This window comes from Photobacterium ganghwense, assembly GCF_017329545.1.
In the GTDB taxonomy this organism is placed as follows: Bacteria; Pseudomonadota; Gammaproteobacteria; order Enterobacterales; family Vibrionaceae; genus Photobacterium; species Photobacterium ganghwense.
Genome location: NZ_CP071325.1, coordinates 2,343,021 through 2,358,369, shown reverse-complemented (window position 1 = coordinate 2,358,369; position 15,349 = coordinate 2,343,021). Strand labels below are relative to the sequence as shown.

Here is a 15,349-nt window from a genome sequence, read left to right as displayed (position 1 = left end):
TCTGCCATGAACGAACCTCGGCGGCAGGGAAGGAGACAGCATGATGGTGAAAGATTGGCATTCTCGGCAAGCAGGTAAAATCACACTGGTGGTTGCCGTAATTGGATGTGCTTTGGTGGCACTTATCGGGCTCTATCTTGGTGTTGTCTCACAGGCTGATTGGGGCTATGCGGCAGCGGTCGTGGGGATCATGGCTGCGGTCAGCGTCGTCGGGCTGTTAAGACAGCAGCGTGAGCCTGAATGTGACACTGATACCATGTCGCCACGGGTGACCCCGGCCGATGACATTAACCTCAATTCAGATGTCTTGACCGGCGGTGCAAAACCGCAGGCAGTACTGGACTTGAGTTATTTAATGGACCGAATGGATCATGATATTGGCTCAGTGGTACTGCTGCTCGAAATTTTTCTGACTGATCATGCCGAAGACGGCAACAACATTTTGCGGGCTGTGCGACAGCAAGATTATCTGACCGCCGGCAAATTAGCAGAGGCGCTGAGGGAGGTTTCTGCCAGCCTGGGGGCCGGTGAGCTCAGTGATCAGGCTGGAAAAATCGCCGGACGGCTTAACCAGCCCGGTTTTCTTTCTGAATACGTGGTCTCAGAAGCAGATTGCCGCCAGCTGCAGGTTGCGTTGGAAGATGTGGTGCTCGTGGCTACCGATGTAGTGAAACATCATGTTGGTTCTGGTGATACGCCTGCTGTGGAACCTGATACCGATAACGCCAGAGCAGAACCATTTATCGGAGAGGTAAACGATGTGAAGGCGGCAGAGGCGCTTGTTTCATCGGCAACCGTAACCACATCCGCACTATCCCCAGAATCAACCGCTCCAGCCGCTTCGTTAGACAGGTTGCAAGCAACCAATAGACAAGCTGTCAAAAATCAGGCTAACGCACTTCCGGCGGCAGAAATTGATGTGCGGTTTCTGATGCAATCGCTCGACAATGATGTCAGCGCTGTGCAGATGCTGGTTGAGCTGTTTATCGAAGAGCATGCCGGTGACGCGGCGGCTCTGACTGCGATGGTACGCCGGGGGGACAGACCGAAGAAGCGCAGCGTCTGGTGCATACCTTGAAAGGGGTTGCCGGCAGTTTGGGAGCTCGGGCTTTGAAAGAGGTCGCGGCACACATTGAAGCTCAGTACAAACATCAGCAGCCGGTCACGCTGGATGATTGTAACGCGCTGTCCCGGGTGTTGAACGATACCATGGACAGTGCGCGGCGCTATACAGTAGATGTGTTTGAAGGGGCGTAGCAAGCGAAGTCATGCGGTCAACAGACAATTCGGATGCGCCGATAACAAGGTAAGCGAAAAAGTGTGATATTTCGCACGGTTGATCTGGATCAGAGGAATCTTCAAACGGCGGTGGATAATACCGCCGTTATGAATATTCAATCCAACGAACCGGTTCGACAGCAGCGTGAACTGGACATCACTAAGGCGATGATAAGGCTTTATTGTAAAACGCTGCATCGGGGGGCGATTGTTTGTCCCGAATGTGAAGGGCTGATTGACTATGTTGAAAAGCGCATCGCCAGTTGCCGGTTAGGGGAAGCCAAACCGAATTGCCTGGTGTGTGAAACGCCCTGTTATCAACCTGCCAAAAGATTGCACTTTGTTCATGTCTTACGCTGGTCAATGCGCAAATTTGCCTGGCGACAGCCAATCAAAGCGCTGAAGTTTAAGATCGACTGTCTCCGACGTTGTGAGACGGAATCCTCGTCTTCGGTGTCTTCCTGAATTTATTCTCTATGGTTCAACATGACAAAGGGCCGCCTGCTGGCAGCCCTTTGTCTTCGTTTCCGTTGTTATTTTCAGCTTAGCTTGGTGCCACTTCGGAGAAATGTCATGTTTGACCACCTGCACGTACTGGCTAGCCGGGGGGGCTGTTACTAGAATTACAACCTACAGACCAAGGCTCGCCAGCCAGGTTGCGACGCGATCTTCGGTCAGTTCCGGCTGACGATCTTCATCCAGTGCCAGCCCGATGAACCGACCATCCCGAAATGCGCGGGAGTCATTGAACTGATAACCTTCTGCGGGCCATTGGCCAATCAGCTCGCCGCCAGCCTGCATGACCAGATCGGCCAGATCGCCCATGGCATCCAGATAACTGTCCGGGTAATCAATTTGATCGCCAAGACCAAACAAAGCGACTTTTTTTCCCGTTAAATCGGCTTCTTCCAGCTCCGGGACAAAGTAATCCCAGTCCGGCTGCATTTCGCCGTAGTTAGCCGTCGGAGTGCCGAGAATCAGTAGATCATACGCATCAAATATGTCGTGACTGAGACCGGCAATGTCCTGCGCTTCAAGGCCAAGACGGCTGGCGATCATCACTGCCACTTTTTCTGTGTTACCGGTATCGCTGCCGAAGAAAATTCCAACGTTAGCCATGTGTGTCTCCTGTTGCTTTTGCCAGAGTCGTGACTCTGGCAGACATTGGTATTCAAGTGTTGAGCGGCGGCCTTAACAGAGGCTGCCGCAGTTAAATCGGTTTATTGCTGGTGGGGCGCTGGTTGCCTGGTCGGAATAGACGGCGTTGTCTCCGCGGGCTTCTCCGGTTCTAACGGTGTCCAGTCGGCCAACTGAGCCAGCAGACGTTGTTTGTGGGCAACCTGACGGCGAAGCTGGGACAACGACTGGGCATACCGTTCAGGATGCTTGCGTTGCAACTGGGTAAAGCGTGCTTCGCGGCTGACCAACGCTTCTACATCCTGCTTGGGTGGTTTGGAGTCCAGTTGCAGTGCGGCGCGGCCTTTGTCCAGACGGCGCGGATCAAAGCGGAACAGCGGCCATAACCCGGTTTCGACCATCAGTTGCTGGTGGCTGACGCCTTCTGCCATGTCATAGCCATGGGTAATGCAAGGCGAATAAGCGATCACCAGAGACGGGCCGGGGTAAGCTTCGGCCTCTTGCAAGGCTTTGACGGCCTGATTCATGTTTGCGCCCAGCGCGATTTTGGCGACGTAGACATTGCCGTGCATCATCATGTGAACCGCGAGGTCTTTGCCGTCGCTGGTTTTTCCCTGACTGGCAAACTTGGCAATAGCGCCAGTTGGGGTGGCTTTAGACTGCTGCCCTCCGGTATTGGAGTATCCCTGAGTATCCATCACCAGCACGTTGACGTTATCGCTCCCGGCGAGGACATGGTCTAACCCGCCAAATCCGATGTCGTAAGCCCAGCCGTCACCGCCGACAATCCAGTTGCTCTTCGCGACCAGATCGTCAGATCTGGCCAGCAGCGCATCTGTTTCTGCATTCTCGGCAAGGTATTCTTTGAGTGTTGACAGGTTCTGGCGCTGACGAATGACTGCAGCCTCGCTGCTGTCGAAAGCATCTTGGCGGATTTGTGTGGCCAGCTCTTCCGGTAGCAGGGCCTGACTGTCGCTCAGCAGGCTCAACGCTCGGTCTCGCTTGCTGTTCAGGGCGAGGCGCATACCTAGCCCGAACTCGGCGTTATCCTCAAACAGGGAGTTTGCCCAGGCTGGGCCCCGGCCCTGGCTGTCGGTGCTGTACGGCGTTGTCGGCAGGTTCCCGCCGTAGATGGATGAGCAGCCGGTCGCGTTAGCTATCAGCAGGCGATCGCCAAACAGCTGAGTCAGCAGCTTAATGTAGGAGGTTTCGCCGCAGCCGGAGCAGGCTCCCGAGAATTCAAACAGGGGCTGCAGCAACTGACTGGAGCGCGCGTCAATCCGTTTGATGTCAATGCGCTTGAGCTCAGGCAGAGTCTGGAAATAGGCAAAGTGTCGCTGCTGTTCAGTCTGTTGCGGGGCTTTGGCCGACATGTTCAGGGCTTTTCGGACCAGCTGGCCGGGTTCAGGGCTCGGCTCACTGGCTGGGCACGCTTCGGTACACAGATTACAACCGGTGCAATCCATCGGCGATACTTGCAGGGTATAGGCCTGACCTTTGAAATCCCGTTGTTTGTAATCGGTGTGTTTGAAACCAGCCGGTGCCTCGCTCAGCTCGCCCGGAGCAACGGCTTTGGCCCGGATTGCCGCGTGTGGGCAAACCAGCGTACAGATATTGCACTGGGTACACAAATCCGCTTCCCAGACCGGGATTTCCTGCGCGATGTTGCGTTTTTCCCACTGTGAGGTCGCCGTCGGCCATTTACCGTCAACCGGGAATGCACTGACCGGCAACAAGTCACCTTTGTCGGCCATCATCAGAGCGGTGACCTGTTGGATAAATGCTGGCGCATCCGGGCTGACCACCGGCGGGCGAGAGTGTGCTGCGCTGGCTTGTTCCGGAATAGCAACCTGTGCCAGGCGGGCAACGGTGGCGTCAACCGCGGCATGGTTGGCATCCACAATGGCCGGTCCGCGTTTGCTGTAGCTGCGGCTGATGGCTGCTTTCAGCGCGCTCAGCGCTGTGTCTATCGGCAGCAATTCGCTCAGGGCAAAGAAAGCGGCCTGCATCACGGTGTTAATCCGATTTTTCAGACCCAGCTGACGGGCCAGGCTGACCGCGTCGATAACATAGAGTCGGAGCTGTTTGTCGATAATCGTGCTTTGCACTTCGCGTGGCAGATGTTGCCATACCTGATCAGCCGGGTACGGGCTGTTCAGCAGCAGGGTTGCCTGCGGTGCTGCTTTCTCGAACATGGCCAATTTATGAATGAATTCAAATTGGTGACAGGCAATAAATTCGGCCTGTTCAATCAGGTAGGGCGCTTCGACTGGCACGGAATCAATACGCAGATGAGAGACCGTCACCCCGCCGGACTTTTTCGAGTCATACACAAAGTACCCCTGCGTATGTAGCGGAGTATGTTCACCCAAAATTTTCAGGGTGTTTTTATTGGCACTGACTGTACCGTCGGCACCTAAACCGTAAAACAGGGCACGGAATCGGCTCTCTGGCTCTCTCAGTGGCTTTACGGGTTGAGGGAGTGACAGGTGAGTAATGTCATCCTGGATACCGACCGTGAAAGATTGGTGCAGGGTTCCCGTCTTGAGGGCTTCAAAGACGCGGGCAGCATGGGCCGGGGTAAACTCCTTAGAGGAAAGGCCGTAGCGGCCGCCTACGATATCCGGCAAGTGCGGATACTGTGACTGGCGACAGGCCTGTTGCAGGGCGGCGCACACATCTTGATACAGCGGCTCGCCGGTTGCCCCCGGCTCTTTGGTGCGATCCAAAACTGCAATGCGTTTGATGGTAGCGGGCAGAGCGTCAATAAAATGCTTGAGCGAGAACGGCCGATACAGATGTACGGTAAGCACACCCACGGCATGGCCCTGCTGGTTGAGAAAAGCAACGGCCTGCTGGACAGCAGCGCTGGCAGAGCCCATCACAATGATGATATCGGTGGCCGCCGGATCACCGTGGTAGGTGAACGGCTGGTAAAAACGGCCGGTCAGGCGGCCAAATTGTGTCATGCAGTCGGCCACCACATCCGGGCAGGCTTGATAAAACACATTGGCGGCTTCCCGTGCCTGGAAGAATGTGTCCGGGTTTTGGGCGGTTCCGCGTAAGCTGGGTGCGTCCGGCGTCAGCCCGCGCTGATGAAACGCCTCGACATGAGCCGGGTCGATCATCGCCTGCAGGGTATGGTCGTCGATAAACGCGATCTTATTGATTTCGTGCGAAGTGCGGAAACCATCAAAGAAATGCACGAAAGGGATTCGGCTGGCCAGTGTTGCGGCCTGACTGATCAGCGCAAAATCATGCGCCTGCTGGACACTGCCGGCAGCCAGCATGGCAAACCCTGTCTGCCGTACAGCCATGACATCGGAGTGGTCACCGAAGATAGACAGCGCGTGGGTGGCAAGCGTGCGAGCAGCCACGTGCATGACAAATGGCGTCAGCTCTCCGGCAATTTTGTACATATTCGGGATTTTCAGCAGCAATCCTTGAGAAGAGGTGAAAGTGGTCGCGAGCGCCCCGGCCATTAATGCGCCGTGAACGGCACCGGCGGCACCGCCTTCCGATTGCATCTCAATAACGCGTGGTACCTGTCCCCACAGGTTTTCCCGACCTTGCGATTCCCATTGTTCACAGGCTTCGGACATCGGCGATGACGGCGTGATCGGGTAGATGCCGATAACCTCATTGCAGCGATAAGCCACGGAGGCTGCGGCTTCATTGCCATCTATAGTGACAAACACGGGGGTAGATGGATTTGCCGGTATCATTGCTTTGTCTGCGATACCGGGTTGCTCAGTAATAGACATGACTCACTCCTGCGACTGAACACAGTACCGGCCTTCTGGGTGCCGATGTGGTGAAAGGGAGGTGGGCCAACCCCAAGTGGGTAGCGAGAGGCCGGCCCGGAAGTGTACGACGGTGCTGAAAGGCTTACGCGTCAACCACACTCAGCGTTGGCTGAGGATTGAGCATGGCGTCCAGATCCGTTTTGACATCACTGGTGAGTTTCAGGTTGAACTGCTGTTGCAGGAATTCAAAAATGGCCTCATTCACAAATTCCGGTGGATTCGGGCCCAGATAAATGTTCTGGATACCCAGATTGAACAGCGCCAGCAGAATCAGTACGGCTTTCTGCTCCATCCACGACAGAACGATGTTGACCGGCAGATCATTGACCGGAACGCCCATGGCATCGCTCAGTGCCAGCGCAATCATGACAGCGCCGTAACTGTCATTACATTGGCCCAGGTCGATATAGCGAGGAATCTCGGTGCCGGGTACTGTGCCAAAATCATGGTCGTTGAAACGGAACTTGCCGCATGACGAAGTCAGGATGATGCAATCCTTCGGGATAGACAGTGCCAGCTCCCGGTAGTAATCATTTTGTTTGCCTGGTTTATCGCAGCCGGCAACTACAAAGAACTGTTTGATTTTCCCACTGTTTACCGCCCCCAGGATTTGCGGTGCCAGCCCCAGAATAGTTTTGTAGTTGTGGCCGGTTGTTAGGGTCTCGTCGCTGTCGAAGCCTTCAATATCCGGCAGGCTCAGCGTGTGTTCAATCAGCGGAGCAAAGTCCTCGCCCAGCTGACGGCAGCCATCAATGCCGACAATACCGTAGCGGTACAGGCGATCAGCATAATCAGCGCGTCCTGTCAGCGGCACGATGCAGTTGGTGGTGACAATAATAGTGCCGTTCCATTTCTGGAACAGCTGTTTTTGGTCGAACCAGGCTTTACCGATGTTCCCTTTAAGGTGCGGGTACTTACGCAGCTCCGGGTAGCCGTGCGCCGGCAACATTTCGGAGTGGGTGTAGATGTTGATGCCTGTTCCTTCGGTCGCGATCAGCAGCCGTTCCAGCAGTTCCAGATCGTGGCCAGTGACCAGAATACCTTTGCCTTCTGCTTTGTTCTGCGGGACACATACCGGGGTCGGTACGCCCAAACGCTGATGATGGGCTTCCCCAAGGCGTGACATGATTTCGCTGCCGGCAGCGCCGACTTTCATTAGTTGCGCAATGTGTTGGTCAAAGCTGAAATTCACGTTGGTCAGGGTGAAGTACAACGTTTCTGCAATGACATCATCAACCGACTTGGTGGCGGCCCCCAGATCATTGGCATGCGTACGGTAAGCTGACAGGCCTTTCAGACCAAAAATCATAATATCCTGCAGGCGAGACAGAGTGTCATCTTTACCGCAGGTTCCCTGCGTTTTCCCGGAGCTGCCGCAGCCGCCGGTTTGAGCCATGGAACATTGGTGGCAGAACATTGCTAGGTTAGACATCGTTGCATCCTTAAAGGTGTATTTGTATTGCATCTTTATGGGGGTGAGAATACGGTGATAACCAGGTGCGATCATTGATCAAGATCAGGGATGAATATAAAGATATATATCAGATATAACTTATGTGGGGGTAAACAGCGAAATTAACGCTTTAGGGGTATCCGGTAATTGCAGCGAAGCCATTGGAACACAGATGGAACTCTGAGTGTTGGGAGCGGAGCGGAGTGACAGGTGCGAAAAATGAACCAGAGAGGGGGAAAGAGTGCCTGATTTCATCAGCACACAAAGTCTTATCAGGCCAATAAAAAGAGCGCCTGATGGCGCTCTTCTCTCTTAACCGGGTTGGTCTGGTGCAGTGGGCGACTATGCCGTCTGCTGCTGACCGGTTACCGCAGTCTGTTCGTCTTCTTCTGGCTCATCAATGGCTTTTGGTGGGCAGCGGTCAACAAACCAGCCCATGTAAGACGAGATGATGGTTACCAGAATACAGACGAAGCTCAGCCACATGAACGGTGCGTATGAGAAGGTGGCAACACCCAGAATACTCGCCATGTAGATGCCGTTGTCACTCCAAGGCACCATGCCTGATGTCAGCGTACCGCCAAATTCGGCGTTACGGGACAGGTTCTTACGCTGGAAGCCCAGACGGTCGTAGTTCTTGGCACAGATTTTTGGCGTCAGAATCAGCGATACATACATCGCCGAGCCAAATACGTTGCCCAGAAACGCTGTTGCGATCGTCGACACTGACAGGCTGCCTGCAGAGTTAACACGCTTCTCGAACATTTTAGCGATGGTTTGCAGAACACCGACTTTATCCAGCAGGCCACCAAAGCCCAGACCGAATACGATAACAGCCACTGAGCCCAGCATGGATGACATGCCGCCGCGGTTTAGGATGGCATCGATGAAGTCTACACCAGAGTTAATCGAGAATGGTGCCCATGCAGTATTAAAGGCAACCAGTGGATCCATGTCCTGAATCAGTACCGCCCAGGCAATACCCAGCAGTGAACCAAAGGAAATCACCGGGAATGAAGGCATGCGCATTGCCAGCAGCGCCAGCACGATAATCACAGGGACAAAGGAGAAAGGAGAAATCACAAACTGTTGTTCCATCGCGGTGATCACAGATTCAACCTGTGACATGTCCACGTTACCGGCGTAGTGGAAACCCACAGCCGTAAACAGGATACCGGTGATCACGTAGCTGATCAGTGCGATTGGCAGCATGCCTTTGATGTGTTCCACGATTTCAACGTTAGACATTGAAGATGCCAGGATCACGGAGTCAGACAGCGGAGACATTTTGTCACCGAAGTAACAGCCTGACAGAACCGCACCGGCAGTCATTGGTGCCGGAATTCCCAGCCCCTGACCAATCCCCATCATAGCGATACCGGCTGTACCGGCCGCACCCCATGAAGTACCGGTAGCCAGAGCTGTCATGGAACAGATCAGCATGGTTGCCAGCAGGAAGATAGACGGGTGAATGGCTTTCAGGCCGTAGTAGATGATCGTCGGAACAATACCACCGGCAATCCAGGTGCCGACCAGCGCCCCCACGGCAAGCAGGATAAGGACAGCGCCAAGACCGTTAGCGATACCTTGAGTTGCCGCTTTTTCCAGCGATTTGTAATCGTGACCAAGCTTGAGACCAAGCAACATAATGACAAACCAGCCGATATAAAGTGCCAGCTGGATTGGTAGATCTAGTTTAGCGGTGAACGAAAATGCCAGCGCAAGAAAGATACCAAGCGCGATAACAACCTGTGTCAGCGATGGTAGTTTCACAGTCTGTGTGTTCATACTTCTAACCTTGTAAGTTCGAACCTGTACATAAAAGCAGCCTCCTGTTTGCTTGTAATAATTGGAGGCAGGTATTTAATAATTCTTATGGCAGGATGCCCAATATAGGTGCCAACGTTAAATCGCCGCTACTCTAGCCGATTGCTGGAGGTGCGGCGATAGAAAATGTCACTTTCTGTGAGCTCATCCAACCACTTCGATAAAACACTTAAAAAAACATAAATACTATTTAAATTAATGTTAATTTTGCGTGTGAATGTTGTGTTTTGGTTGTTTTTTAACTGTGGATATTAGTTGTGTCCTTTTGTGTATTTCCCTGTGTTTGCAGTTTTAAAGATAATTTTTATCTAATAATTCAGATTAAAATATCGCCTGTATTTTCTTTTATAGGTTATCAGTGTGTGTTGAAATGATCAAAAAAAGTGATGAGTTAAATTTATGATGTTACGTTGCATTTTTTGATTATTGGCTATGTTTTTGTTCATTATCATTTGTTTCGGTGGTTGTTTGATCCAGATGTGGCTGATTTCTGGCCCGCAAATCTCGACAATTGAAAGCATGAATTTGCAGCAGTTGAACACCAGGGAAATGATCTCGCCGAGTAATTCCATTACACTGAAGTGATTTTTCTTACAGCGCCGGTGCATAAATTACTTGTGTTTCGGGGCTGAAATTAATATAGATGAGGGCTGGCTGTCGTTACTGCTATCGACAACGTCATGCCAGTGAAATGATGTTTTCGATAGTTCAACCGATAGGAAATGATCAGGGAGTGTTGTGCACATGATGAAAGTAGGCTTAGTGGGTTGGCGCGGTATGGTGGGCTCTGTCCTAATGCAGCGCATGGTAGAAGAAGGTGATTTCAATCTGATTGAGCCGGTTTTCTTTTCTACCTCCCAGATTGGGATTCCTGCCCCAAATTTTGGTAAAGATGCCGGTGTCCTTCAGGACGCGTTTGATATCGAGAGTCTGAAAAAACTGGACGCTATCATTACCTGTCAGGGTGGCAGCTATACCGAGAAGGTGTACCCGCTGCTACGCCAGGCTGGTTGGAAAGGCTACTGGATTGATGCCGCGTCAACGCTGCGAATGAAAGATGATGCCATCATTGCGCTGGATCCTGTGAACTACGATCAAATGGTTCAGGGTCTGCACAAAGGGGTGACCACGTTTGCAGGCGGTAACTGTACTGTCAGCCTGATGCTGATGGCTGTTGGCGGTCTGTACAAAGCCGGTCTGGTTGAGTGGATGACGGCGCAAACCTATCAGGCGGCGTCAGGTGCCGGTGCCAAGAACATGCGTGAACTGATCAGCCAGATGGGCGTGATCAATGACGCAGTATCAAGTGAGCTGGCTGATCCATCTACCTCTATTCTGGATATCGACCGTAAAGTGGCTGAGGTCATGCGCTCTTCAAACTTCCCTGCCCAAGAATTTGGTGTACCGCTGGCGGGCTCTCTGATTCCGTGGATCGACGTTAAGCGCGACAACGGCCAGAGCAAAGAAGAGTGGAAAGGTTCGGTAGAAACCAACAAGATCCTGGGTACGGAAAGCAACCCGATTGCTATCGACGGTACTTGCGTACGTATCGGCGCAATGCGTTGTCACAGCCAGGCACTGACGCTGAAACTGAAGAAAAATGTGCCGCTGGACGAGATTGAAGAAATCATCGCATCTCACAACGATTGGGTGAAAGTGATCCCGAACGATCGCGATATCACAGCACAAGAACTGAGCCCGACGAAAGTAACCGGTACGCTGACTGTGCCAGTCGGGCGTCTGCGCAAACTGGCCATGGGCGACGACTTCCTGAATGCATTCACCGTTGGTGATCAGCTTCTGTGGGGTGCTGCGGAGCCGCTGCGTCGTACGCTGCGTATTATTCTGGCTGAAAAACACTAAGTGCCAGAACAACCTGCCGAAAGCAAGGTTGGTTCACAAACACCAAAAACGTCTGCCCTTGGCAGGCGTTTTTTTATGCCTGCTGTTTGGCGGCAACGTTATAGCGGGAATAAACGGGAGCGGCGGGGAAAAGAGAAAAAACAGCCCGTGTGCACGAGGGAAGAAAGCCAATAGGTTCTGGCTGGGCAGAAAACAAAACGCCTGCACAAGGCAGGCGTTTAGAGAGTCTGAAACAGACTCGGGATACGTTGTTAACCGGGCAGATTAAGCAGCCAGGTTTTTCGCAACGAATTCCCAGTTAACCAGAGCCCAGAACGCGCTCATGTAGTCTGGACGCAGGTTGCGGTAGTCGATGTAGTAAGCGTGTTCCCACAGGTCAACAGTCAGAACTGGAGTTACACCTTCTTCAGTCAGAGGAGTACCAGCGTTAGACGTGTTAACGATGTCCAGAGAACCGTCAGCTTTTTTCACCAGCCAAGTCCAAGAAGAACCGAAGTTGTTGATTGCTGCGTCAGTGAACTTCGCTTTGAACTCTTCGAAAGAACCAAACGCTTTAACGATAGCGTCAGCCACTTCGCCAGTTGGCTCACCGCCACCATTTGGGCTCAGGCAGTGCCAGTAGAAAGTGTGGTTCCAGATTTGAGCTGCATTGTTGAAAACGCCGCCAGTAGAAGTCTTGATGATTTCTTCCAGAGATTGGTTTTCTAGCTCAGTACCTTCGATCAGACCGTTCAGCTTAACCACGTAAGTGTTGTGGTGTTTGCCGTGGTGGTACTCAAGAGTTTCTTGAGAGATGTGCGGCTCAAGAGCGTTGATTGCATAAGGTAGAGCTGGTAGTTCAAATGCCATTGCTCGGTTCTCCATTTTGGTTTGGGGGATATCCCCTCGACATTGCTTCCAGTCGGCATCAGCCAACTTTTTTGAAACTGACTCACATCGAAAGGACCGCGGTACCTGAATAACTATAATTTTAAGGTAAAGGGCCGTTTGCGACTTTGAAATCATTTTAGCAACTTTTTTCTTTATTAAAAGTGTTCGGGGTAAAAAAGTTCGGTCTTGAATAACCCTATAATTAAGTCCTGTTTTTCTCCTGGCTGACAAAGTAGAATGAGGGACTGATATATTTAACTTATAAGCAAGTCGTAAGAGGAAGCTATGGAAACCATCGACAAAATTAAGCAGCAGATTGCCGAAAACCCAATTCTGTTGTACATGAAAGGCTCACCAAAACTGCCTAGCTGTGGCTTTTCTTCTCAAGCTTCTCAAGCACTGATGGCTTGTGGTGAGAAGTTTGCCTACGTCGATATCCTGCAAAACCCAGATATCCGTGCTGAACTGCCTGCTTACGCACAGTGGCCGACTTTCCCACAGCTATGGGTTGAAGGTGAACTGATTGGCGGTTGCGACATCATCATTGAGATGTTCCAGAAAGGTGAACTTCAGCCGCTGATCAAAGAAGCTGCTGAGCGCCGTGACGGTGCCGCTGCCGAATAAGGCATTATTGCTGAACGCAACTGAAATCCCGGCCAAATGGCCGGGGTTTTTGTTTATCTGCAGGGCAATAAGCCGGTGAAAGAAAAAAGACCGCCGAAGCGGTCTTTTTGTCTGATCCCCTCATGAGGGAACGGATGATTTGGTTAGTGTCGCTGAGATTACAGCACCATGGCCGCCAGCCAACCAAATGCAATAAGCGGCAGGTTATAGTGGATGAATGTCGGTACGACGGTTTCCCATATATGCTCGTGCTGCCCATCAGCGTTAAGGCCAGATGTCGGACCCAATGTAGAGTCTGAAGCCGGGGACCCCGCGTCACCCAGCGCGGCAGCAGTACCTACAAGCGCAACGGTTGCCAGCGGTGAGAAGCCGAAAGTCAGACACAGCGGCACATAAATAGTGGCCAGAATCGGAATCGTCGAGAATGATGAGCCGATACCCATAGTTACCAGCAGACCCACAACCAGCATCAGCAGAGCTGCCATCGGTTTGTTGTCGCCAATGACGTCTGCCAGAGAGCTGACCAGCGTTTCTACGCCGCCTGTGGCTTTCATCACTGAAGCAAAGCCAGCCGCAGCAATCATGATGAAACCAATCATCGCCATCATGTGAACACCTTTAGTGAACACATCGTGGGTTTCTTTCCACTTAATCACACCGGCGAACGTAAACACCATAAAGCCAATCAAACCACCGATGATCATTGAGCCACTGAACACCTGAGCACCCAACGCGGCTACAATGGCAACCATGGCGATATACACATGGTGCATGTTAATGGTGGCGTGTTCAGGCTCGTTGGCCAGGATTTTCTCTTCCGAGTATTCACGTGGCTTGCGGTAGCTGACAAACACGGCCAGCAGCAGGCCAAACACCATCCCCATCGCCGGTAACAGCATCGCGTAAGGTACCTGAGCCGCGCTGACATCCAGACCGTTGTCATGCAGATTTTTCAGCAGGATGTTGTTTAGGAAGATACCGCCAAAGCCCAGCGGCAGCACCATGTACGGAGTCACCAGGCCGAAAGTCAGTACACAGGCGATCAGACGACGATCCAGCTTCAGCTTGGCAAAAACATGCAGCAGGGGCGGGATGACAATCGGAATGAAAGCAATATGTACCGGGATCGCGTTCTGAGAAGAGATGGCTAACAGCACAAGAATGGTAAGAACGGAATATTTAACGCCGGTTGCCGCCGCCGCATTATGGTGGCCGCTAATACGGGTAATGACTTTTTGCGCCAGAACATCTGTGATGCCTGAACGGGAAATGGCTACGGCAAAGGTGCCCAGCATTGCGTAACTTAGCGCGGTTGTTGCTCCGTCACCTAAGCCGCCTTCAAAGGCAGAGATCGTTTCAGCCAGGGGTAGTCCGCCAATCAGACCGCCGAGTATGGCACTGAAGGTAAGCGCGACAACAACATTTACCCGCATCAGTGCGAGCAAAAGCATTACGCATACCGATATCACTACAGGGTTCATATACTTAAGATCCGTCCGTTGTGTATGTCATAAAATTACGTGTTACTGCAAAGGTATGCAGTATTTCTTATTTATTTTTGGCTTTTTGCTCAAAAACGATCAGTTTGCTGAAAAATGACAACATGTCGAGTAAAAATTCATATTCGCGGCAAATTTCTTTATCTGTGCGCCATGTCTTATCGTTGTCATCATGGTCTGCCTATACTGGTTCAGCCAGAACATTATCTAGAACCAGTCGTTAGATCATAGCGTTATAACGGCTGACTAACCACTCTGCCGGCTGCGTTTATCTGCCCGGCGTTTTCAACATGGAGTTTGTTATGAGCGTACTTGTAGGCCGTCCTGCCCCTGATTTTACTGCCGCTGCTGTATTGGGTAACGGTGAGATTGTTGAGCGTTTCAACCTGAATGTGCACATTGAAGGCAAGCCGGCTGTTCTTTTCTTCTATCCACTGGATTTCACTTTCGTATGCCCATCTGAGTTGATCGCTTTTGATAAGCGATACGACGAGTTCAAAGCACGTGGCGTGGAAGTGATTGGCGTATCGATTGACTCACAGTTCACCCACAATGCTTGGCGTAACACGGCGGTGGAAGACGGCGGTATCGGTGCTGTCCAATATCCGCTGGTGGCTGATACCAAGCATGAAATCTGCCAGGCGTACGATGTTGAACATCCGGAAGCCGGTGTGGCTTTCCGTGGTTCATTCCTGATTGATAAACACGGTATTGTGCGTCATCAAGTCGTGAATGATCTACCTCTGGGGCGTAATATCGACGAAATGCTGCGTATGGTCGATGCGCTACAATTCCACGAAGAGCACGGTGAAGTGTGTCCGGCGCAGTGGGAAAAAGGAAAAGAAGGGATGAACGCGTCACCAGAAGGTGTCGCTAAATACCTGTCTGCTCACACTGACGATCTGTAATCACTTTCATTGGCCCTTGCGCTGGCGTGATACGCAAATACTGTGAAGCCAGAAGATATCAATGAATTTAGAAACACCCAGAAG

Annotated in this window: 12 protein-coding genes; 6 read left to right on the top strand and 6 right to left on the bottom strand. The window is 52.0% G+C overall.

Annotated elements, in window-relative coordinates; all coding sequences use genetic code 11:
- The first annotated feature begins 40 nt into the window (after positions 1-40).
- The 3 genes from FH974_RS10665 to FH974_RS10655 all read left to right on the top strand — a co-directional run bounded on the left by FH974_RS10665 (position 41) and on the right by FH974_RS10655 (position 1,743).
- The gene (locus FH974_RS10665; protein WP_207103266.1) at positions 41-1,078 is read left to right on the top strand and encodes a hypothetical protein; all 1,038 of its coding nucleotides are present in this window, start codon (positions 41-43) and stop codon (positions 1,076-1,078) included.
- The gene (locus tag FH974_RS10660) at positions 1,066-1,257 is read left to right on the top strand and encodes an Hpt domain-containing protein (protein WP_217393214.1); all 192 of its coding nucleotides are present in this window, start codon (positions 1,066-1,068) and stop codon (positions 1,255-1,257) included. Before FH974_RS10665 ends, FH974_RS10660 begins: the two co-directional genes overlap by 13 nt.
- A gap of 129 nt (positions 1,258-1,386) precedes the next feature.
- Positions 1,387-1,743: a nitrous oxide-stimulated promoter family protein gene (locus tag FH974_RS10655; protein WP_047884027.1), complete on the top strand. Its 357-nt coding sequence runs from the start codon at positions 1,387-1,389 to the stop codon at positions 1,741-1,743.
- Between the two features lie 165 nt (positions 1,744-1,908).
- Here FH974_RS10655 and fldA read toward each other — a convergent pair whose 3' ends face one another.
- The 4 genes from fldA to nhaC all read right to left on the bottom strand — a co-directional run bounded on the left by fldA (position 1,909) and on the right by nhaC (position 9,462).
- The gene (gene fldA / locus FH974_RS10650; protein WP_047884028.1) at positions 1,909-2,397 is read right to left on the bottom strand and encodes a flavodoxin FldA; all 489 of its coding nucleotides are present in this window, start codon (positions 2,395-2,397) and stop codon (positions 1,909-1,911) included.
- A 101-nt stretch (positions 2,398-2,498) separates the two neighbouring features.
- The gene (gene nifJ / locus FH974_RS10645) at positions 2,499-6,179 is read right to left on the bottom strand and encodes a pyruvate:ferredoxin (flavodoxin) oxidoreductase (protein WP_242551823.1); all 3,681 of its coding nucleotides are present in this window, start codon (positions 6,177-6,179) and stop codon (positions 2,499-2,501) included.
- A 124-nt stretch (positions 6,180-6,303) separates the two neighbouring features.
- Positions 6,304-7,653: a hydroxylamine reductase gene (gene hcp / locus FH974_RS10640; RefSeq protein ID WP_047884029.1), complete on the bottom strand. Its 1,350-nt coding sequence runs from the start codon at positions 7,651-7,653 to the stop codon at positions 6,304-6,306.
- A 363-nt stretch (positions 7,654-8,016) separates the two neighbouring features.
- Positions 8,017-9,462 carry a Na+/H+ antiporter NhaC gene (gene nhaC, locus FH974_RS10635; protein WP_047884030.1) on the bottom strand — a complete coding sequence of 482 codons (1,446 nt, stop codon included), beginning with the start codon at positions 9,460-9,462 and terminating at the stop codon, positions 8,017-8,019.
- Positions 9,463-10,248: 786 nt separating this feature from the next.
- Between nhaC and asd the strand changes: the two genes are divergently transcribed.
- The gene (gene asd, locus FH974_RS10630) at positions 10,249-11,364 is read left to right on the top strand and encodes an aspartate-semialdehyde dehydrogenase (protein WP_107193821.1); all 1,116 of its coding nucleotides are present in this window, start codon (positions 10,249-10,251) and stop codon (positions 11,362-11,364) included.
- Between the two features lie 264 nt (positions 11,365-11,628).
- Here the strand turns inward: asd and sodB are convergent, their stop codons facing one another.
- Positions 11,629-12,213 carry a superoxide dismutase [Fe] gene (gene sodB, locus FH974_RS10625; protein ID WP_047884032.1) on the bottom strand — a complete coding sequence of 195 codons (585 nt, stop codon included), beginning with the start codon at positions 12,211-12,213 and terminating at the stop codon, positions 11,629-11,631.
- 306 nt (positions 12,214-12,519) lie between these two features.
- Here sodB and FH974_RS10620 point away from each other — a divergent pair, with 306 nt between their 5' ends.
- The gene (locus FH974_RS10620; protein WP_047884033.1) at positions 12,520-12,858 is read left to right on the top strand and encodes a Grx4 family monothiol glutaredoxin; all 339 of its coding nucleotides are present in this window, start codon (positions 12,520-12,522) and stop codon (positions 12,856-12,858) included.
- A gap of 158 nt (positions 12,859-13,016) precedes the next feature.
- On the opposite strand, the gene FH974_RS10615 is transcribed toward FH974_RS10620, so the two are convergent.
- Positions 13,017-14,339, bottom strand: coding sequence for a Na+/H+ antiporter family protein (locus FH974_RS10615; RefSeq protein WP_047884034.1), 1,323 nt, complete (start codon positions 14,337-14,339; stop codon positions 13,017-13,019).
- 320 nt (positions 14,340-14,659) lie between these two features.
- Between FH974_RS10615 and FH974_RS10610 the strand changes: the two genes are divergently transcribed.
- Entirely contained in the window at positions 14,660-15,265 is a 606-nt protein-coding gene (locus tag FH974_RS10610) for a peroxiredoxin C (protein ID WP_047884035.1), read from the top strand.
- Positions 15,266-15,349: the final 84 nt, after the last annotated feature.